Origin of the sequence: Candidatus Nitrotoga sp. BS (assembly GCF_927797785.1) — a bacterium.
In the GTDB taxonomy this organism is placed as follows: Bacteria; Pseudomonadota; Gammaproteobacteria; order Burkholderiales; family Gallionellaceae; genus Nitrotoga.
The window spans coordinates 1-21233 of sequence record NZ_CAKMLL010000097.1 but is presented as its reverse complement, the minus strand read 5'-3'; the positions used below and the strand labels follow the sequence as shown (position 1 = coordinate 21233).

Genomic DNA, 21233 nt, shown 5'->3' with positions numbered 1-21233 from the left:
AATGAGACAGGCACCATTGTTATTAGTTCCGTTAATTACGGTTCACTACACTAGCAGCCTGCCTGACTTAAAGAGAATCGCCCTTTCTAGGTGTGCATCCAATAGCTATTCGATATGTTGGAAATTTCTACGCAAATACTGCAATTGTTTCTTAATGCCCGCGCGTAGCTTCTTAACCTTTGGCCGACGCAGTTTCGCTATAACAAAATAGCTTTATTTGCCATTTGGCGATAGGTACGTGGCTTGGCTTTTGCTTCAGATGATAGCTATAAACCATCAACAATCCGCTCACTGATTGCACGGCTTTTATTCAGTAAACTCAGGCAGTAGGAAACACATCGCTTGTTCAACAGTATCTTTATCATCGATTGGTGCCGTTTCGTCTTGACTTGGGGACTCATCATCAATGTGATTACATTCTGTTCTGCCTTTCTCTGCGTCCGGCATTGCTCGCTTTGCTATTTAGGAAGTACTGATTTCTGCTCTAATAGGGAGGCTATCAATCTCGAAAGTGTAATCTCACTCTGTACCGCTCATACCCCCTTTCTTAAACTAACTTACGAAACTATGTTCACCTGCGATATGTGCACACATACGAGAAAGCGAACCGTCGCTGGTGTAGAGATAATAGCAGGTGGTTTTTTCGTGATGGTGTATTGATGCCGCACAGTCCGCAAACTATTACACTGACCTTACATGGCGCTAAAATAACTGGACGTTGAACCGGCCTGAATTACTGAAAATTTTACGGATATTGGTGCCCCGAAGACGAATCGAACGTCCGACCTACCCCTTAGGAGGGGGTCGCTCTATCCACTGAGCTACCGAGGCGCGCGCGCATTCTAACGCAAATGAGCTTGATTCACACCTTTGCTGCCCAGTATCTATTTAGTCTGAATCATTGACACGAATGGCAAGCAACGCTGTAACTGTTTTATATAAAACATGATATCTGCATAATAGAGCCCACTCAGAAATAACAGTTCCTTGATTAGGTTTAATAATTTTACGTTCTACGACACAACAATACTATCAAAAGAACCAATCATCCCAAAAACTTGCACATAATCACATGCAAAAGCCAGCAGCAACTTACCTTAAACGATTTTGAAACTCACTTGGAAGTAAAGCTAGATGCAGAGAAACGTTGGGTGAACTTAGTTGTACTAGTCTCAATGACTCAGATTGTGGTCAGGCGATAGTGACAATATTTACCGACTTCCCGAAGAGACTCAATTTAAATATCTATAAGCACCATACATATCCGAACGTACTTTTAATCACCTGATGGCCATTTAATCATTAAAAAATGGCAAACAAACCCGGAGTTAATTATTAAACGCGTTTACAAACAGGCTGGACTTGACACTTAAACACTGTTCAAAATACGCCCTGATACAGGCAAGCTAGGCTGGCCGTCAGGGCCGTATAAGCCAGTAGCACTATGTGTAGCATTGTGCAACATGGTTAGTGCCTGCTGGTTATGACGCATTTTTACTTGAATTAACTCACCATTGGTTCGATTCATATGCTGTGCATGGGTAGCCAGCTGTTGGATTTCGTTCCACGCAGATAAATGAAGTGCAGTGTGGGTTTGCAACCAGCTTTCCATACTACCTGACTCAATTTTTATACCCAGAGTAAGCATGTAATTCCTCCGCGCATTCACCAACTTGGTCAACTCCTGCACCATTTGGGTCTTGCTGTCAGCCAGCGTGTGTATCTGTTCGGTCTGTTCGTTGAGCAAGGCTTGTTGTTCAGTTTCGAGCAAGCGAATAAAAGCATGTAAAGCAGTGCGTTCCGCATGCATCTGAGAGATAAATTCTGCCATCTCAGCAGCAGTTGTACCATTAATCATATTGCGTCAAGTCTTGTGCGAACTAATCAATTCCTTCACCGTTTGGATTAGGCCATCAGCCACAGCAGCAGAGTTGACTTGAAAACGACCTTCACTGATAGCTTGCTTAATTTCTGCGACTTTAGCTGCATCCACGAGCGGTGTGTTCGCCATGCTACTTTCCATTTTTTGAAGTTGTGCGGTAGTTGCACCCAGATGTACGCTGGTAGAGGTAGACTGTGTGCTACCCGCAGAATTTGCGGTAGGCGCTCGCGCGGCTCCCGGCGTAGCAGTAGGCAATGGTTTACTATTTTTTCCGATTTTCATAGTGACCTTTTTTTCAAACGCAGATAAAATTTACTTATCGGCAGCTAAATGCATAACTTTAAGACACCCCTTTTATACACCAGCAAAACTTGCTGCACAATATGTACACGCAGAATATAAGTAATCAAACATACTGAATGATGAATTTCGACTGTATGGATGCGAATGTTACTTATTTTTTAATCTATCTTCAAACTGCTAGGGTCTGATGTTAACTGCCCCATCCGGCTGCACTATACCACTCACTACCTGACTGGATGAGGTTTTAACCTTCACAGTCTGTCCTTCCGCCGCGTTATTTAATGCTTGACCATCAGCGTAAACTTTAAAACCCTGTTTTTCAACTTGAATTCGTACAGTCTGTCCCTGCTTTACTGCGTAGGGTGCGCGCAGCATATCCTGCTTTAACACTTGTCCTGCCCTAACACTATATTTAAGTACTTTGCCAATGGCTTGCAAAGGATCGGTGAGAATACCTGTTTGCATCAGTTCACTTTTCTGATTTCCAATATCTTCAGCGAGTAGCAGATGCCCCTGTTGCAGTGGACTATTGGCGATAAGCAGACTCGCACTCACTTTAATTTGCACTGGCACAAACAATGTCCATTGTTTCATATCACTAGTGCAGCGGATACCTACTGTACTGTTGCCCATCAATCGTCCACCAGCAGGAAGAAATGCTTCCAGCGCTGGACAACTTGGGAGCGAGATACGCCGGTCTATCTCATCCACTGTGATAGTAACTTTTCCCGGCAGGGTAAGAGTTTGCTCTTGCACAAAAGCGGTAATGGTTTTGTATATTTCAGCATGACTTTGTTGCGGAACTGCCCATGCGGACATGGCGCTTAGTAATGTACCGAGCAACGTCCATTGCAAAAAAATTTTCATATTTATTTTGTCTGCTTATTTATAGATATAGGGACAAACATAAGGCAGATTTCAATACATCACGTTCGCTTACAATGATTAACAGATAAGAAACTTCTGCAAGTTTTAATTTCATCCAACGTATCACGTGGTGGCACCCAGCGCAATTAATAGCAGGATTGCATAGTATGCCACGCATTATCTCGAATGCCATCTTGTATAGCCTTACAATCATGTACTTTTCAAATTACTAATAAGCCAATTATATGCCTTTATTTATGAGCCCCCCCCCGCAACAATGCCGTTGGCAAAAGTTCAATACAACCGTAGAGCTGGAGCAAGCTGCAACACAAGCCATATTGCAGGCAGCGCTGCAAGACATTAGCCAGCGCGGAACATTCCATATCGTACTGGCCGGCGGTACAACACCGCGCCGTATATATGAGTCGCTGCGCAAGGCTGACGCAGACTGGGCTGCATGGCATGTGTATTTCGGTGATGAACGTTGTCTGCCAGCTGATCATGTAGATCGCAACAGCTGGATGGCCGCACAAGCGTGGCTAAACCATGTCGCCATCCCGCTTACTCACATTTACCCTATTCCCGCCGAGAATGGCCCGCAAGCAGCGGCCAGCGCTTATGCACAGACACTGGCAGGCATTGAGTTATTTGATTTTGTTTTGCTGGGATTGGGGGAAGATGGCCACACTGCCAGCCTATTTCCTGGTCACGAGCTGGGTAGCACAGCCGATTCTCCAGCCGTTATCGCTGTGGAAAATGCGCCAAAATACCCGCCACAGCGAGTATCGCTAAGCGCTCATCGATTGAGCGCTGCACGAAAAGTTATGTTTATGGTGAGCGGTGCTATGAAGCAACAGGCAGTAAGGGATTGGCGCTGTGGGGTCGCTATTCCCGCTGCTGCCATTAGTCCGACAAGCGGTGTTGATGTATATCTTGAAGCGGCACTGTTAGTGTAGCAACGTCTGTAATGCGTCGCAGTCGTATTGACTGTCACGGTAAGACGATCAGTCTCGGCTTTGGTTGCCACTGCTATGTCGCCATATGCAGTGCGGTAACAATGATAAGTTATAAGTCAAACCGTGGTGAGTCTCTCGGCGGAGCCGAGGGTTTACCGGCGCAGTGAATTATTGAGCTACGGGTGACATATAGTGAACTGATATTAGACGCCAGGCGGCAAATGCGAGCACGGCATCAAGAACCACGACGCATCGTACCACCCGCTTCAGGTAAACCACTACCTTGGCTGATTGGAGAGTTCAAGATAACTGGAACAGGTAATTTTAAGTAACAATATAACTGCATTAGATTGCTACGATAGAGACGATCAAAACTTTCCACTGCATGAGCAGGATTGTAATCACCAAACCACCAGAACCAGTCGGAACTTTCGCATGACGCTAATTGTTTTTCGGCAACCAAGCGCTCTGCCTCGTTCAAGCGGGCACTTACCATCACCAAGTCATAACTTTGTTTCGCTATACACAACAAATCCCAAGCGCGGTTTTTGTCGGGCGAGCCAATCCAAGTGGAGAAATTACCGTACACCCAACTACCGGCAACAAGGCGCGGCAGCTCTCCTTCCTTGGCAAGCTGTTGGGTTCCTTCAGCAGCATCACGCCGATCCAGATAACCGCTATAGGTCGTGGTGCTAATTGTCGAGTGCGCTTGTAACTCGGAATATAAATTGGCAAAAAAATGATAGCCATTATAGGGATAATATTCCCAAGCGTTTTCACCATCCAGGATAACGCTAACCACTGGCACTTCACCCTCAGGCGCCTGTTGTGCGATCAACTCCAACTGGGAAACAAAATGCAGTGCGGCATCTTTGCCATTCCAACGCGAATATTCAAAACCGATTAAATCTGATAGGCGATCATCTCGAAAAAAACAGCGCACACCACTTGCTTCACCTTGCAAATGATAGGGGCGATAGAGGTAATTGGCGCGATCAGGCAAGTTATGCTCTGCGGTGCGCAAGCTGTTAGCCAGTACACCTTCTCCACTCGCCGTCCAGCGGCATGCTTGTGCTGCAAACACTTCCAGTAACTCGGTTGAAACCGCTCCTTCAGCTGGCCAGATACCTTGTGGAATCACGCCAAAACGTGTCTGGTGACTTTTTTGGGCGGAAAGAAGTTGCGCCTGAACACGTGATTTTCCGCCGGAATAACATTTCGAGTGCGGCAGACTGATCTCCGGTATGCTTTCACTTGCACTATTGATATCCAACAACAACGGCGCAAGCGGATGGTAATGAGGTGTCGTGGAAAGTTCAATTTGACCGCTTTCAGCCAATTTGCGATAGCGCGGAATAATGCCGCCAACAATTTGCCCGATTAAATCAAATAACCACTTGCGATCATTATAATTAAAACCTTCGTTCTTACCCATTAGGCGAATGACCAAGTCGTGTTCGCGGCGCACACTTTCGCCACACCACGCCAAGTGATACCAAGTCAGCAAGTCGGAAAAGTATTGTCCAGACAGATAGGTAAGCTCTATGTCGCCGCCGGGCTCAAGCATTTTGTACAAGTCAGACAGGCGCTTGTAAGCGTGATACGGCGCAACCATGCTTTTGTGGTTACTGCGGAAACAACTCGTTAAAACCAGATTGCGTTCCGCTGTGTTCAGATCATTGAGGTTCTCGCGCGCCAGCAATCGCAACAGTGGGTCACGTATTTGGCCAGTGGTAAACTGCTGTACGTAGTCTTCCAGTTGATCCAGCAAAACCGGCACGAAATTTACTGTCCCCTTCACCTGAGGATGTTGTTCCAGATGAAAAGCCATATCGCTGTAATCCTTGATCGCGTGCAGATAAACCCACGGCAACAAGAAATCGCCACTGGCATAATCACGATAATCTGGCTGGTGCATGTGCCAGAGAAAAACCAAATCAAGGGGCTTAGGCATTAAAATTCCATTTATTTAATAACGGACTTAGGTTTAGCGCACACGGTGTATTTCCTGGCCCAGCATGTCGGAGGTGATAAGTGTAATACCGTTATCACTTACAAAAAAACGTCTCTTATCTTCCTCGCGGTTGATCCCAGCAGTCATACCCTCAGGAATCACGCAACCTTTGTCCACCACAACTCGCTTGAGCGTTACATTGCGTGACACCTTTACGTTGGGCAAAATCACCGACTCCTCAACATTACTGTAACTATGTACATGCACATTAGAGAATAGCAGCGAATCGCGCACGTAAGCTCCACTTATGATACAGCCTCCCGATACTAAAGAATCCACAGCCATGCCACGACGAGTACTGTCATCAAATACGAATTTGGCCGGTGGTAATTGTTCCTGATACGTCCAGATTGGCCATTCTTGGTCATACATATTAAGGGCGGGGGTGACCTTGGTAAGTTCCATGTTAGCTTCCCAGAAAGCATCTATAGTTCCCACATCTCGCCAATAGGGTTCTTCGCCATTCAGATGTACACAGCTATCGTCAAAGCTATGCGCAAACACTCGGTAGTGCTCGGACAACAAATACGGGATGATGTCCTTACCGAAATCATGGCTGGAGTTCTTGTCATCTGCGTCCCGCACCAATTGTTCGTACAGAAAGCGGGTATTAAACACGTACACACCCATACTAGCCAGCACCAAATCAGGGTTACCCGGGGTCGGAGTGGGGTGGTCAGGCTTCTCGTTAAAGCTCGACACTCGCAATTCGTTATCCACGCCCATTACGCCAAATGCACTAGCCTCGCTGACCGGCACCTCAACACAGGCAACAGTCATGTCGGCTTGCTTTTCTACGTGTGCGGCAATGAGTTTGCCGTAGTCCATCTTGTAGACGTGATCGCCCGCCAATATCAGCACGTACTCTGGATTAGTATCATGCATGATATCCATATTTTGGAATACCGCATCGGCCGTACCCCGATACCATATTTCTTCTATTCTTTGCTGTGCCGGCAGCACGTCAATGAATTCGCCGAACTGGCCATTAAGGAAACTCCAGCCGCGTTGAATATGTTGGATTAGGCTGTGTGATTTATATTGCGTCGCCACACCTATCCGTCTGATGCCAGAATTCACGCAATTTGACAGCACAAAATCAATAATACGAAACTTTCCACCAAATGGCACAGCAGGTTTTGCCCGCCAGTCTGTAAGTTGATGTAGACGAGTGCCACGCCCTCCCGCCAAAATCATGGCATAAGTGCTTTTAGTTATCGAACTCACAAAACGTAATTTTTCGGATGCCGACATAATTACCTCCATAGTCATTAAGTATGAATCTTGTTCATAACTGTATCAGATTGTAAGTATAGCCGCGCTTTAATTGTGGTTTTAATTTCCTCACTGATGACAAAAAATCGTTGTATCAAAGTTGATCCGCGTGCTGAATTATTGCTACAAGGGCGACTGCATAATCCTTCCGCTTATCTTGCCAACATCACGAAAATTAAAGATTTGTAGTACGGATATTCAACCCTCGCACTAAGTTAAGTTTGGCTGAAAACCGCGTTTGGTGCACGATTGTTATACCTTCGTACCACGAATTTCCAACTTCGACCTACGCCTAATTTATCAAAGGAAATTTACATCTGGCATATCGCTTACTGGACTCACATGCAATGACAATTAAAAGGTATGTGCATGGGAGAGTGCGACTCTCAACAAAATGCTAGGCGATTGCTGGCAGATATTTGCCAACCCGCAGTTATTGCTCGCATATCAAATGACGAATCCGGGCAAGAAACTCAACTTTATGGGCAATCAGTTGGTCAAGGTACATTTCCTTGGACTGATTGTCAGGACACCGAATCGCAGATTTCTTTTTTACGCCAGGGGCGAAATGGCGTGACAGCTGTAATGCCTTAATTTCACCCCAGCCCCACGTCACCACTAACACTTCGAAGTTCTGTTAAGCTGCGCTTATCGGGATAATTTTCAACAGTGATTCACACTAGTATGGCGGCAACAATCACGGCAATTTTATTGAAAATCATGCCGAATCTTTACCTTGGGTGGGGCAACTCCATTCAGTTAATACAGAATTATTGCTGCTCGCAAACAATATACTAACGTCGGCACAAGCATCATACTAAAGTTGCACATTCTTCTTTTGCCCTTCGTTTATCTTTTTAACTTATTGAAAAAATTTCACAATATTTATTTACGAGAATTATGAAACAAAGTATTTTTTAAATTGCCAGTTTTCTGACTGACAGAACAGCTGTCTGTAACATTAAAAATCGTCCATAATCCATAATGTAAATGTTCAATCAATATTATTAAGACAACTATGTCGACTCTAGTCAATTCGCCAGCTTGGCAAGCTTTAACGGCACATCAAACAGAAATAAACCAGCAGACCATGCGCGAGATGTTTTGTGATGACCCAAAGCGTTTCGACAAATTCTCTTTGCAATTGGATGGTCTGCTGCTGGATTACTCAAAAAATCTCATTACCGCAGAAACGCTCACATTGTTGTTGAACCTTGCACGACAGTCAAAACTGGATAGCTGGATTGCTAGCATGTTCAATGGCGACAAAATCAATACCAGCGAACAGCGTGCAGCGTTGCACATTGCATTGCGTGCTCCCCGAGGCACTTCGGTGTATGTAGACGGCAAAGATGTTGTGCCGGACGTACATCGCGTGTTGGATCATATCCGCGTTTTCTCCGAGGCAGTTCGCAATGGTAAGTTGTGTGGGCATACCGAAAAACCATTTCGAGACGTGGTAAATATCGGCATTGGTGGCTCGGCTTTAGGGCCGCTTATGGTCAGCGAGGCGCTCAAGTCTTATAGCAGCGCGCAATTGAACGTGCATTTCGTTTCTAATGTAGATGCGACGGATTTGGCAGAAGTATTGAAACGTCTTGATCCAGAAACTACTCTTTTTATAATTAGCTCAAAAACATTTACCACACTTGAAACACTTACCAATGCCCATTCCGCGCGCGCCTGGTTAGTTAAAAACTTAGGCACAGACGAGGGTGTCGGCAAACATTTTGTTGCAGTATCGACCAACCTTGCTGAAACATCAAAATTTGGCATCAACCCGGAGAATGTGTTCGAATTTTGGGATTGGGTTGGCGGCCGGTACTCTTTATGGTCGGCTATCGGTTTGCCCATTGCGCTTTATATTGGCATAAACAATTTTGAACGCCTGCTTGCCGGTGCTCATGCCATGGACGAGCACTTTCGTGAAGCGCCTCTGGAAAAAAATATGCCGGTCATACTGGGAATGCTTGGCATCTGGTACGCCAATTTCTTTGGTGCAGCTTCGTATGCCATTCTTCCCTACGATCAATATCTGCAACATTTGCCCGCTTATCTTCAACAGCTTGAGATGGAAAGCAATGGTAAGCGCGTAGACCGCAATGGGCAGGTTGTGGACTATGACACCGGCATGGTGATTTGGGGCGAACCTGGTACCAACGGCCAACACTCCTTCTATCAACTGATACACCAAGGCACGCGCATGGTGCCTGCAGATTTCCTCGCACCGATTACCAGCCACAACCCGATAGGCGAACACCACGCCATATTGCTGGCAAATTGCTTTGCACAGACCGAGGCATTAATGCTTGGCAAAACTTCAGCAGAAGCACGTGCGGAACTTGAGCTGCAAGGCCTAAGTGGTACAACGCTGGAATCGCTTTTACCGTTCAAAATATTTCCAGGCAACCGCCCAACTAACACCTTACTATTTGATCAGCTGGATCCATACACGTTGGGAATGCTGGTTGCTCTGTACGAACATAAAGTATTTGTACAAAGCGTGATCTGGAACATTAATGCTTTTGATCAGTGGGGGGTTGAATTCGGCAAACAACTTGCCGGGAAATTGTTACCTGAACTTCAAAGAAAAGAGCGCGTTTTTGTGCACGACTCTTCAACTAATGGCTTGATCAATCACTTTCTCGCACGCCAAGTATAGATATTAAATTGTGGCGTTGAACAGCAGTTAAATAAACCATGCTAAAAAAAATAAAAGTTGCTGACGTTCGTTTAGGTATGTATATCCAAGAGGTTTGTGGCAGTTGGATGGATCATCCTTTTTGGAAAAAATCATTCAAGCTGACTGAGTATCAAGACCTGAATACCCTCAAAAACTGTGGGGTGCTCGAAATATGGATAGACACTAACTTAGGCTTGGATGTCGATGTTGATGTAGTAGCGCTTTCGCAGCAAGAGGAGGAACTCAAGGTCGAGAATGAGCTGAAGAAAATCGAGCAAACCTTACATAAAACCGAAGCGAGTGTGTCTTTGCATGTCGAATTAATTGCAGCGAAAAAAATACTCTCCAAGGCTAAAGAGACAGTTGTCTCGCTATTCAGTGAAGTACGCATGGGTAATGCAATCAAGCTTGATGATGTGGTATCACTGGCAAACGAAATAAACAAATCGATAGAACGCAATTCCTCTGCATTAATCAGTTTGACCCGGCTAAAAAATACAGACGATTACACCTATTTGCATTCAATCGCCGTCTGCGTTCTGATGATTGCACTCGGGCGGCAGCTGGGACTGGAGCACGAGGTGCTAAAACAAGCTGGCATTGCCGGATTACTGCATGATGTTGGCAAGGTTTTTATCCCTCCCGAGGTACTCAACAAGCCGGGGAAATTAACGGATGAAGAGTTCAACATAGTCAAAGCGCATCCGCTAAAAGGTTGGGAATGTCTCAAGGATACTGATGGGATAAGTGATATCACATTAGATGTCTGCCGGCATCATCACGAGCGCGCAGATGGCAAGGGCTATCCAGACAAGTTATCCGGTGAGGCGTTAACATTATTTGCGCGTATGGGCGCGGTATGTGACGTATATGATGCAATCACTTCAAATCGCTGCTATAAAAAAGGATGGGGGCCAGCAGAATCCATTCGCAAGATGGCAGAGTGGAAAAATGGGCATTTTGACGAGGCCGTCTTTCACGCCTTCGTTAAAACGGTTGGCATCTATCCAACCGGTACCTTGCTTAAGCTGAAGTCCGGGCGTCTAGGCGTAGTGACTGATCAATCGAAGAACAGTTTGATCAAACCCTTATTAAAAGTGTTCTTCTCAACTCGTTCTAACACACATATCCTGCAAGAAATAATCGACCTGTCGAAATCGTCAGATAGCATTGTCAGCTTGGAAAACCCACTAGAATGGGGATTCAATTTGAGCGAGATTATGAGTGTTTAGCACCAGAGGTTTAGAAATACAACATATATCTCAGCGGCAAGTTAAAGTCAGTTCGATTCATTCGAAACCCAGCTTTACCTCTAATAATTTCTTCAATAATGCTGATGTTCTTGGTACCGGCGAACTGAGTGAAATTCGGAATGTGATGCTTGCAACATAACGTTTACAATCGCGTAAGTTCATGTTGCCAAATTTTTTCCGTCTGCCTTGGCTTCAATGCGGCGCTTCAACCAGCTCATACTCCGCGCCTTGAAAAATCTTTAAACCGAAAACCGAGTAACCACAGTACGGCGAAATAAACCGTCATACCCATCACCACCAACCCAGTAAGCCGCCAGATACGCACCCAACCGCCGCTAGTGAGCCAGCTTTGCTCACTACCCATACCAAACCAGAGCGTCAACCCCAGCACCAGCATTGCCGCACCCAGCTTGGCGAGAAATTTGCCCCAGCCAGGTTCCGGTTGGTAAATGGCACGCTTGCGCAGTAGGTAGAACAGGATGGCGGAGTTAAGGCAGGAACCAAGGCCGATGGCCAGCGCCAACCCTGCATGTTGCAGCCAACCAATGAACAGCAGATTCATTGCTTGAGTAGCAAACAAGGTGATGATGCCGACTTTAACCGGGGTCTTGATATCCTGACGCGCATAGAAAGCGGGTGCCAGCACCTTCACTGAGAGGATGCCGATCAGGCCGACGCTATACCCGACCAGCGCGTTGCGTGTCATAAGCACGTCGTGCGCAGTAAATGCGCCATGCTGAAAGAATGTTGCCAGAAGAGGCACTCCAACCATGCCTAGCGCAAGTGCTGCGGGCAAGGTAAGCATAAATGTCAGTCGTAATCCCCAGTCAAGCAACTTGGAATACTCTACCAGATGACCATTAGAGTGATGTTTGGATAGCGATGGCAGCAGAATAGTGGCAATTGCCGCACCCAGCACACCGGATGGAAACTCCATCAGGCGGTCAGCGTAATAAAGCCAGGATACACTGCCCGCCACCAGAAAAGAGGCGAAAATGGTGTTGATGATGAGGCTGATCTGGCTGATCGATACGCCGAATACCGCTGGCCCCATCTGTTTGATGACGCGCCACACGCCTGCATCTTTCAGGTTGAAACGAAGAGTCGGCAGCATACCAATTTTTTTTAGGAATGGTAGCTGGAATGCAAGCTGCACAAATCCAGCTACAAGCACCGCCCATGCCAGCGCCATGACGGGTGGATCAAAATAAGGAGCCAGCCACAGCGCAGCGCCGATAAAGCACAAGTTGAGCAGAATTGGGGTAAATGCAGGCACCCAAAATTTATTGTAGGTGTTGAGTATCCCCGATGCCATGGCAACGAGCGAAATGAAGAATATGTAAGGTGAGGAAATGCGCAGCAGCTGGACTGTAAGATCAAATTTCTCCGGCGTCGCTGCGAAACCCGGTGCACTGATGTAGATCAAAATCGGCGCTGCAATTATGCCTATGAGCGTAACAATGAACAGGATGATTGCCAGCAATGTGGTCACATGATCGACCAACAGCTTGGTTTCCTCATGCCCAAGACGATTTTTATATTCACCCAAAATTGGCACGAATGCTTGGGAGAATGCACCTTCAGCAAATAATCGGCGCAACAGGTTTGGCAGCTTAAAGGCAACGAAGAACGCATCGGTTGCCATGCCTGCGCCGAAGACGCGCGCAATTAAAATATCACGGATGATGCCAAGTATGCGCGAAGCTAGCGTAAAGCTGCTTATGGTACCAAAAGCTTTAAGCAGGTTCATTTATAGTCCGTTTGGAATGCGCATGAGTCATGAATCACGGTGTTCCGTGCACAAAGTCAGGTTTACTAGTTGCACAGGTATCATGTACGGTGTGCCCATCTGAGCGCCCCTGAATTCGCTTGATGGACGTATGAAACCTTGCAAGCTGGACAAAAAATTGTAACAAGGATATTGCACAGCAATCACATGTAACATATCACTGATATCGTGAAATTGGCTGAATGTAACTTCAAGTCTCCTCCTTCAGCATTCGCCATGCTGGATCATGCTTAAGGCCACCGCCTCAGCGACCTGTATGCCATCCACTGCAGCGGAAAGTATGCCGCCTGCATAACCCGCGCCTTCTCCGGCCGGATAGAGCCCTGAGATATTCAGACTTTGAAAGTCTTCGCGGCGCTTGATGCGTACGGGGGAAGAGGTTCGTGTTTCCACGCCAGTGAGCACGGCATCATACATTGCAAACCCTTTAAGCTGTTTATCAAATGCCGGGATGGCTTCTCTTATCGCTGTGATAGCGTAATCCGGCAGCGATGCAGAAAGATCGCATAGGTGTACGCCCGGAGCATAAGACGGCACAACAGACCCAAATGTAGTGGAAGGTCGGCTTGCGAGAAAATCACCCACTTTTTGTGCCGGTGCATGGTAATTACTGCCACCCAACTCAAAGGCGCGCGCTTCCCAGTACCGTTGCAGCTCTATGCCGGCCAAAGGATTTCCAGGATAGTCAGCGGGGGTAATGCCTACAACAATCCCGCTATTGGCATTGCGCTCATTGCGCGAATACTGACTCATGCCGTTGGTAACGACGCGGCCTTCTTCAGAAGCTGCTGCGACTACGGTGCCGCCGGGACACATGCAAAAACTATAGACTGAACGGCCATTGTCACAGTGATGCACCAGCTTGTAATCGGCCGCGCCCAGCAGAGGGTTACCAGCGTTCTTGCCAAAGCGGCAGCGATCGATCAGCGGTTGCGGATGTTCGATGCGAAAACCTATGGAGAATGGTTTGGACTCCATGTATACGCCACGCTGATACAACATGTGAAAGGTGTCGCGCGCGCTGTGCCCAACAGCGAGCACGACATGATCGCTGGCAATGAATTCACCACTATTCAGCACCACTCCCCGGACTTGTCCATTTTCTATGACGATATCTTCAACCTTGCTCTGAAAACGAATTTCTCCTCCCAGGGCTTCAATGCTCGCGCGCATTTCTTCCACCATCCCCACCAGCCGAAACGTGCCTATATGTGGCTTGCTCACATAAAGAATTTCCTCTGGCGCACCCGCCTTGACGAATTCCGTGAGTACCTTGCGACCATAATGTTTGGGGTCTTTAATTTGGCTGTGCAGTTTGCCGTCAGAAAAGGTTCCCGCTCCACCTTCGCCAAACTGCACATTGGATTCCGGATTGAGTTTGCTTTGCCGCCATAGACCGAAAGTGTCTTTGGTGCGCTCGCGCACGGCTTTACCGCGCTCCAAAACAATCGGACAAAATCCCATTTGTGCCAGAATCAAAGCCGCAAATATTCCACAGGGACCGGTACCAATCACGATTGGACGGGAAGCCAGTTTGGCTGGCGCATGAGTTACAAAATGGTAGCTTGTATCGGGCGTGAGTGAGATATGTTTGTCGCCTTGCATGCGTTGAAGCAGAGCAGCTTCGTCCCTGACTTCAATATCCAACGTATACGTAAAGACAATGGCCGATGGCTTGCGGGCATCATGGCCACGACGAAATATTGTATAGCCAATCAACTCATCCGCGCTTATACCCAGCCGTTTAAGAAGCGCGGCCTTAAGATCATCATCAGAGTGGTTTAAAGAAAGCTTAACTTCAGTCAATCGCAACATGCACTGTATTCCGTAGGAATTCTATCAGGGAGTAACAAGGAGCCAATGAGTGGCAGAAGATCATTTTACCGCAAATGGATTTATTAGAGATTAAGTGTCAAGTAGCACATGTCTTCATACTTTAATGTTGGGCTTCATTTCATTCTTTTTAACCCACCTCGCTAAGTGTGTAACTCGAAACATTTAGTGCATTAACTCTATGCCAGCAAATAAATTGTCAATGATGGCGTGTACAAATCCGCCGACGTCAAAAGCAACTAATGGGGTGAAGTGGATTGTGAGGACAAGGTCAGCTAGCAGCTGAAAACGAGATGCTTCGGCCGCTACCTGAAGGCGCGCTTTAGCGTTTCCGCTGAAAGCAATCGTTCAGTGCTGTATTGTATAAAGTCTACTTATAGCTTAACAATTACTTTACCCACGGTTCGACCGGATTCAATTTGCAAATGGGCACCTGCCATGTCCTCAAACGGGAAGATTTTTGAAACGTGAGGTTTCAGTTCGTCGGCTTCGAGCATGCTTTTCAGAGTATTCATGTCTACTCCACTCGACTGGACAAGGACGAACTCCAGTTCGACTTTACGCTGCCCCGCCTCTAACTGCAGATCTTCCGAGAATTGATGAGTGGGCAAAGTGACGATTCTGCCACCTTCTTTGACAACTTTCAGTGAGTTCTCTAGTACCTCACCACCCATGCCGTCGAGGACGAAATCTATATCCGACAGGACTTCTTCGAACTTCTGCTCACGATAGTCAATGTGCTCATCTGCACCGAGAGACAAAATGAAATCCCGGTTTTTGGCAGAAGAGGTGGCAATCACATATGCGCCAAGTCCCTTAGCTATCTGTATCGCGAAATGTCCCACACCACCCGAACCGGCGTGGATTAGAACACGGTCACCTTTTTTTACACGAGGCTGTAACACCTGCAGGGCGGTCAGTGCGGCCAGTGTGGTTGCCGCAGCTTCGTCAAACGTTACATTTTCAGGCATAACAGCAATATGGCTGGCCGGTGATGCAACATACTCGGCGTAGGCTTTGCCTTGGCCAGGAAAATTGATCATTCCGAATACCTTGTCGCCAACTTCAAATCCGCTGACCGCTTCCCCGACTGCAACAACGATCCCGGCAATATCCCAGCCAAGAATGACCGGACGATCTTCCGTACCCAGAATCATAGTGATTGCTTCGTCCATCAGTCTCACTTTTACATCCACCGGGTTAATGCTGATTGCTTTCGTTTCAATCAATACTTCGTCTGCCTTGATCTCAGGCATCTCGATTTCTCTTAGAAGTAAGTTCTCAGCGGCCCCTGCTTCATTTAGTACATATGCTTTCATAATATTTTCCTGCCTATTTACTTAGTAGAGTCAAGACTAGCTCTGTTGTTTCTTTCCTGGAGCGGAATGCCGCAATCAGCTGTCGCTTTTGCGGTCAGCTGGATTGCTTTGTTCTGAGGATTTCTGAACAACATTACTAATAATTTGCGGAACAAACCTCTCTGAAAATCCTGCAACGAATGACCAAAATAAGAATTTTGCAAAATCTGGACCTGTTAAAGGGTAGGTTTGGGTGAACAAATTGATCATAAAATCAGTATCTGGAATCGAATTAGAAGGCACAGGAATGTAAAAGACTGGAAATAAAGAGCCTGATACGATACCAGACAGAAACAAGCAGTATAGAACCAGCGAAAATACACCACCAAAAACTGGAACTAAAAGAATTGGAAACCAAGATCTAGTAAGTAATGTTAGCTCTTCATCGGACACGGTTTTAATTCTTTGTTGGATACTTACAAAACCCCCAACTATGCCGCATAAAAAACCAGCCCACGTCATCATAAATCGTTGACTGAAAAAATAACTTAAACCAAAAATTGCGCTAAATATCAACACAGATACAAATGTCATGACTATTAGCCGTTTTGTCAATATATGAATATTAGCAATTCTATCCATGATTTCCTCAGAACGGTAGTTAAGCGGCGCAGCGCAGCAAAGTTGTGTCCGTTAGAGCCAGCTTGCTGGCAGAACGTGCTTGAACGATTAGTTGAACGAAGCCGCTATTGCGGAGAAAAAAACGCCTCTCAGCAACGTGATTCAATAACATAATTCATCCTCACCCCGAAAGGGATTTATTTGTACTTTACCATGAGGATGAATCGTTATGACATCAGAATTTCCAGCGCATTTTGCGTGCAAATATCGATGTCTGCTCAATTGTTTGAAGCTGCACGGGATGCAGCCAAAAACCACGCACTGTATTCACACGGCGTTCGTCGAGCGGGAGACTATTATGATTATCGGATTGATGATTTGACCCGGCTTCAGTTGACCGATTATTTCGTGCATATCGCCAATTCGCTTTCCTGGAGTTCGCTCAAACATGACCTGCATAGGCTGAAGTTTTATTACACCCAGGTATTGAATAAACCCTGGCCAGGCGCAGATTTGGTAAAACCACCCAAGTCACACACTGCCGGATGCTTATCCCACCAAGTGGGTGGTGGATTGCAAAGCGGTCGGCGCAGACCGACAGGCACTGATTTGCCTCGGGCGTTATCTGTATCAGGGCGTGATTCAGGAGAAATACATTTTGTTCTGTGACAAGGGTAACGTCACGTTTCGTTATCAGAACAGCCAAACCAGGCAAATCGAAACCCGCACGCTCAGCGGCGTGGCATTCCTGCGCCTGATCCTGCAACACATCCTGCTCAAAAGTTACCGCCGCGCCCGCAATTTCGGCTTTCTGCACCCCAACAGCAAACTGATCCCGTTGGTGCAACTGCGCAAACGGGTCGTGCTTCCCTTGCAGCAATCGCGCCCGGCGATACGTTGTAAATGTTGTGGCGGGGAAATGAAGATTATCCGCACCCGCATCAAGCCATTCACCCACCAATTACGGACTCCCGCGTCGGACAGGGAGGTGGCCACGTAACGCAAACCCCCCGCCCACCTGCCGGACTTGGCAGGCAGGGGCGCACTCGCCCTGTAAAAGGTTAAAATCAGATAAAAACGCATCAAGAATGGCAGGTTAAGCGGAATAGGTTGCTGCTATGGCAACTTTTAGCGGTGAAATTTTGGTATGACGCGGAACAGAACCCGATGGCACCGCTACAGTCAGAGATATATTTCCATAACAAGCAGGTTCATGGCAGCCTCACCGGGCTTGTCCAACAAACGGTTCAGATTGTGGATCGCTTCGCGATCACAATCTAACCTTACTCGTTAAACATTACATGGAATGGAAGCCTATCATATTGCCTTCGGTGTCATGAACGAGGGAGATGAAGCCGTGTTCGCCGATGGAAAACTTTTCCTTGGCAATGCTGCCTCCATTCTCGGCGGCGCGGGCTGCTTCCACCGCGCAGTTTTCACTGCCAAAATACACCAGTGTGCCGCAACCGCCGGAGGGGCAACCATCCATTTTGATCAGCATACCGCAAGCGCCGTAAGTGGTGGAGCTGGTTTCCTTATCTGAGGGAAAGCTCCACATTTCCATATTTTCAGACTCAGCAGTCGGTGCGGGCATTTTTTCCAGTTTGATTGCGAGTACGGCTTCGTAGAATGCTTTGGCACGCGCCATGTCTTGTACGTAAATTTCAAACCAGACTACTGGATTACTTTTCATGGTATTTCTCCTTTATGGATCAGTTGTGATAGAGCCTAACGAGTAGCGTTTATGTACCGCCCTCCCCTAGTTTGTCAAACCCGCGACGTATTGATTGGCGGATAAACCTGGTTGGACTGAACCATAGGAGATCGGAACTTTTGGGATTGTAAGGTTTTGAAGTGTGGCGTCAATCCAATATCTTGAGAGGACGGCAAAAAATAAGGGATCAGCCAACTTAATTATTTACTATCACCACCATGCACTGTCAGCTTTGTTTCTCTTGAAGTGAATTGACAAAATCAAGCTGGCTGGATCCTTGATTAATTCAGATTGGATTTTATCTGTAATGCTGCACTCTCTCCTGGGAAAAATATTTGTACACGCGGTGCGGTACCGTCTGGCTGTGGATGGTGCTTCAGTAACCAGGTTGTTACAAAATCAGAGACCGATTTTCGCGCCGATTCGATGGCTAGTTTCTTGTAACCCGGAGCACGAGCCTCTAGTCTGGGGGAGAGGTCTTTTTCGAGTTTGTCTAAATTTGCGGCCTTGTTGAACCGTGCCCAGCCACTTGTCGTGTACTTTTCAATCGTGCGAGTATCAAACGCAACTGGCAGTTGAGTTTTAATCTCCCCTGCCTGCACAATAAGTGACTGTCCGTCAGACGTAATTGGCCATTCCTTGGCCATTTCAATGAAGTACCGATATATAACGGGCACTTGAACTTGCGAGACCGTTGTCCCGAGGTTAATTCCAAGCAACTCTTTTGGATCGGCAAGCTTGAAGGCCTCTGTTACTGTAACGGTGGCAACTTCAAGGCGGCCGCCTGAAGTATGCATTACAAGAGGAACGGACGCGGAAGCTGCCGTGTAATTCTCAGAAGGCTTGTCTCTCGACCAAAGCCACGCAGACAGGATGATCACCACCAAAATGAAAGCAACAGCGGCAGCTTGCTTTATTTTGTTTTCGTGCATTTCATCGTCCCTTGGCTGTGGAATTCGAGCGTCTAACGCTAAGCTGACAGGTGTTTGCCGAGACGCCAGGTTCTGGGTGGAGCCCAGGTTCCGGTGGCTTGGCAAACATCCAAATCTAGCGTTGAGCTAGACCGTGACGTAGTTTACCAATCAAAGGCAATTCGCGAAAGAGTGATCATTTCGTAAGCAGGGTGCCGACATCTCCATACGCGCCCGCGATGACGACGATGTATCCGTCGGGATCACGAAGCCAGATTTCACGGTGATTTGCGCTCGAATTGACTTGTGGTCCTTCCACTATCTCGGCACCAGACTCCCGGATTCGCACCAATACCTCATCAAATTCGTCGTGCTGAAACCAGAGTGCCACGCCGTTGCCCGGGGGCTTCATCTCCGTTGTTCCGAGGTTGGCATGACCGTGAACGTCCCAACGATGGAGTTGCATCACCATCTCTCCACCAAAATGGAGCCGCTCATAGTCTTGACCGCCGTGAGCGCTTTTCATACCGAGCGTAGACTGATACCATCGGCTGCTTGCTTCGACGTCTGTAACGCAGATCAGGGGTTGAGGATTCATTTTAAACTCCGTCATTCAGAATAGATATACCGGGGCGATGGCGAAGCGAAGGTTTCTGGCGCAGCGCCTTGTTGACTCGTCACCATGGATCGTAGGTGCCGACGTTCCACAAATGGCCTTCCATATCTCGGCAGCTAAAGCCTCGGCCTCCGTAGTCTTCGTCTTTGATTTCAATTTCGATTTTTGCTCCGGCAGTCTTTGCTCGCTGATAAACAGCATCGGCATCTGACACAATGAGGTATGGACTTTGTGTTTCCATGCCCCCAATCTCATCGGGCTGCCTGGTGAGCTGACCGAACTCGTTTTCGACTTTCGAAACAGAGCCCAGCATAATCATCCCATTGCCAAGGCTGAGCTGAGCATGGGCAATCGTGCCGTCGGCGTTTGGCACGACTAGATGCTTCTCGAAACCGAAGACCGAGCAAAGCCATTTGATCGCCTTCGGCGCGTCACGGTAGCGTAGACAAGGAATTACTGTAGAGCGGGTGTTCTTTGCGGTGCTAGACATTGAAGTCACCTTTTGAAATTGCGAATCAAGGGTTCAGCCAGCTTGAGCATTCACTATCAGCTTTATTACTCTTGCAATTAAATGATAAAATAAATCTGGCTAAACAATTGATTATTTAGTTTATATCCGCATGGAAGCAATCATCAGTAACCTGATATTAGGCTGTGATCATGGGTGGTTAAAATTGATAACCCACACCCATTAGCACACCTTGTTTTCCCAAAAGAAACAAATCAAAACCCCATTGGTTTTTTTGATAACCAATACCCGGTACGATAACAGGCGCGACCCCTAATTCCTTATTAAGGAATAAATTATCTTTGTATTCACCCCTATAGCCGTGAATCAGGCCACCGGTAAGTTGGGCGTGCAGCCCGGGATAAGTCTCATCGAGCCTGAATATTTTGCCGTAAAAGAGATATTGAGAAAACTGATCAAAAGAGTTATTGAACAACGCCAAGCCATAAAGATGATCGTTGGGTTTGATCACCTCTAAGCTGACCAGAATATTCGCACCTTTGTAAGAGTCTTTGTTGTGAAAGTGGGTGTAAGTACCACCCCATAAATATAGGCTGTCCTTATCCACATCATAGAGTTTCCAAGCTGCGGCCTTGTCTGAGATGAGCAAGAGAGCCATTAACAGCAAAATTGTATAAAAACGATCCATTGTTATTTTGTAACTACTCACCCCATCCCTCAAGAGCCTTACCCGCCAAAGCGATTTGAAT

At 46.9% G+C, this 21233-nt stretch carries 17 protein-coding genes, 1 tRNA gene and 2 pseudogenes; 5 read left to right on the top strand and 15 right to left on the bottom strand.

The features are described 5' to 3' along the window. Positions 1 to 755: 755 nt before the first annotated feature. The 4 genes from MJ769_RS11755 to flgA all read right to left on the bottom strand — a co-directional run bounded on the left by MJ769_RS11755 (position 756) and on the right by flgA (position 3052). A tRNA-Arg gene (locus tag MJ769_RS11755) sits at positions 756 to 831 on the bottom strand. A 538-nt stretch (positions 832 to 1369) separates the two neighbouring features. Next, complete coding sequence (locus MJ769_RS11750; protein ID WP_239237329.1) at positions 1370 to 1858, bottom strand: flagella synthesis protein FlgN; 489 nt, start codon at positions 1856 to 1858, stop codon at positions 1370 to 1372. Between the two features lie 6 nt (positions 1859 to 1864). After that, on the bottom strand, positions 1865 to 2164 hold the full coding sequence (flgM, locus tag MJ769_RS11745) for a flagellar biosynthesis anti-sigma factor FlgM (protein ID WP_239237328.1): 300 nt from the start codon (positions 2162 to 2164) through the stop codon (positions 1865 to 1867). A gap of 198 nt (positions 2165 to 2362) precedes the next feature. Beyond that, positions 2363 to 3052 carry a flagellar basal body P-ring formation chaperone FlgA gene (gene flgA, locus MJ769_RS11740; RefSeq protein WP_239237327.1) on the bottom strand — a complete coding sequence of 230 codons (690 nt, stop codon included), beginning with the start codon at positions 3050 to 3052 and terminating at the stop codon, positions 2363 to 2365. A gap of 257 nt (positions 3053 to 3309) precedes the next feature. Here flgA and pgl point away from each other — a divergent pair, with 257 nt between their 5' ends. Further along, positions 3310 to 4008, top strand: coding sequence for a 6-phosphogluconolactonase (gene pgl / locus MJ769_RS11735; RefSeq protein ID WP_239237326.1), 699 nt, complete (start codon positions 3310 to 3312; stop codon positions 4006 to 4008). 235 nt (positions 4009 to 4243) lie between these two features. On the opposite strand, the gene MJ769_RS11730 is transcribed toward pgl, so the two are convergent. Together MJ769_RS11730 and glgC are read right to left on the bottom strand one after the other, a co-directional pair. After that, positions 4244 to 5962 (bottom strand): glycoside hydrolase family 57 protein, encoded by a 1719-nt coding sequence (locus MJ769_RS11730; protein ID WP_239237325.1) that lies wholly within the window; start codon positions 5960 to 5962, stop codon positions 4244 to 4246. 33 nt (positions 5963 to 5995) lie between these two features. Beyond that, positions 5996 to 7276, bottom strand: a complete 1281-nt coding sequence (glgC, locus tag MJ769_RS11725; protein ID WP_239237324.1) for a glucose-1-phosphate adenylyltransferase — start codon at positions 7274 to 7276, stop codon at positions 5996 to 5998. A 1039-nt stretch (positions 7277 to 8315) separates the two neighbouring features. Between glgC and pgi the strand changes: the two genes are divergently transcribed. Continuing rightward, positions 8316 to 9959 carry a glucose-6-phosphate isomerase gene (gene pgi, locus MJ769_RS11720; protein WP_239237323.1) on the top strand — a complete coding sequence of 548 codons (1644 nt, stop codon included), beginning with the start codon at positions 8316 to 8318 and terminating at the stop codon, positions 9957 to 9959. 38 nt (positions 9960 to 9997) lie between these two features. Beyond that, positions 9998 to 11212 (top strand): HD-GYP domain-containing protein, encoded by a 1215-nt coding sequence (locus tag MJ769_RS11715; protein WP_239237322.1) that lies wholly within the window; start codon positions 9998 to 10000, stop codon positions 11210 to 11212. Positions 11213 to 11447: 235 nt separating this feature from the next. Here MJ769_RS11715 and murJ read toward each other — a convergent pair whose 3' ends face one another. The 4 genes from murJ to MJ769_RS11695 all read right to left on the bottom strand — a co-directional run bounded on the left by murJ (position 11448) and on the right by MJ769_RS11695 (position 16795). Next, positions 11448 to 12983: a murein biosynthesis integral membrane protein MurJ gene (gene murJ / locus MJ769_RS11710; RefSeq protein WP_239237321.1), complete on the bottom strand. Its 1536-nt coding sequence runs from the start codon at positions 12981 to 12983 to the stop codon at positions 11448 to 11450. A gap of 243 nt (positions 12984 to 13226) precedes the next feature. Then, positions 13227 to 14837: an NAD(P)/FAD-dependent oxidoreductase gene (locus MJ769_RS11705; protein WP_239237320.1), complete on the bottom strand. Its 1611-nt coding sequence runs from the start codon at positions 14835 to 14837 to the stop codon at positions 13227 to 13229. Between the two features lie 392 nt (positions 14838 to 15229). Further along, positions 15230 to 16174 carry an NADP-dependent oxidoreductase gene (locus MJ769_RS11700; protein WP_239237319.1) on the bottom strand — a complete coding sequence of 315 codons (945 nt, stop codon included), beginning with the start codon at positions 16172 to 16174 and terminating at the stop codon, positions 15230 to 15232. Between the two features lie 75 nt (positions 16175 to 16249). Continuing rightward, entirely contained in the window at positions 16250 to 16795 is a 546-nt protein-coding gene (locus tag MJ769_RS11695) for a hypothetical protein (protein ID WP_239237318.1), read from the bottom strand. 192 nt (positions 16796 to 16987) lie between these two features. Between MJ769_RS11695 and MJ769_RS11690 the strand changes: the two are divergent. Both MJ769_RS11690 and MJ769_RS11685 read left to right on the top strand, forming a co-directional pair. Further along, a pseudogene (locus MJ769_RS11690) lies at positions 16988 to 17266 on the top strand (hypothetical protein); the annotation flags it as partial. A gap of 46 nt (positions 17267 to 17312) precedes the next feature. Beyond that, a pseudogene (locus MJ769_RS11685) lies at positions 17313 to 17774 on the top strand (transposase); the annotation flags it as partial. Positions 17775 to 18071: 297 nt separating this feature from the next. Here MJ769_RS11685 and MJ769_RS11680 read toward each other — a convergent pair. The 5 genes from MJ769_RS11680 to MJ769_RS11660 all read right to left on the bottom strand — a co-directional run. Next, positions 18072 to 18467: a VOC family protein gene (locus MJ769_RS11680; protein ID WP_239237317.1), complete on the bottom strand. Its 396-nt coding sequence runs from the start codon at positions 18465 to 18467 to the stop codon at positions 18072 to 18074. A 302-nt stretch (positions 18468 to 18769) separates the two neighbouring features. Next, positions 18770 to 19420 (bottom strand): hypothetical protein, encoded by a 651-nt coding sequence (locus MJ769_RS11675; protein WP_239237316.1) that lies wholly within the window; start codon positions 19418 to 19420, stop codon positions 18770 to 18772. A gap of 175 nt (positions 19421 to 19595) precedes the next feature. Further along, positions 19596 to 19997: a VOC family protein gene (locus MJ769_RS11670; protein WP_239237315.1), complete on the bottom strand. Its 402-nt coding sequence runs from the start codon at positions 19995 to 19997 to the stop codon at positions 19596 to 19598. 79 nt (positions 19998 to 20076) lie between these two features. Then, the gene (locus MJ769_RS11665) at positions 20077 to 20505 is read right to left on the bottom strand and encodes a VOC family protein (RefSeq protein ID WP_239237314.1); all 429 of its coding nucleotides are present in this window, start codon (positions 20503 to 20505) and stop codon (positions 20077 to 20079) included. 178 nt (positions 20506 to 20683) lie between these two features. Further along, the coding region (locus MJ769_RS11660; protein WP_239237313.1) for a hypothetical protein at positions 20684 to 21233 on the bottom strand (550 nt) is incomplete at its 5' end.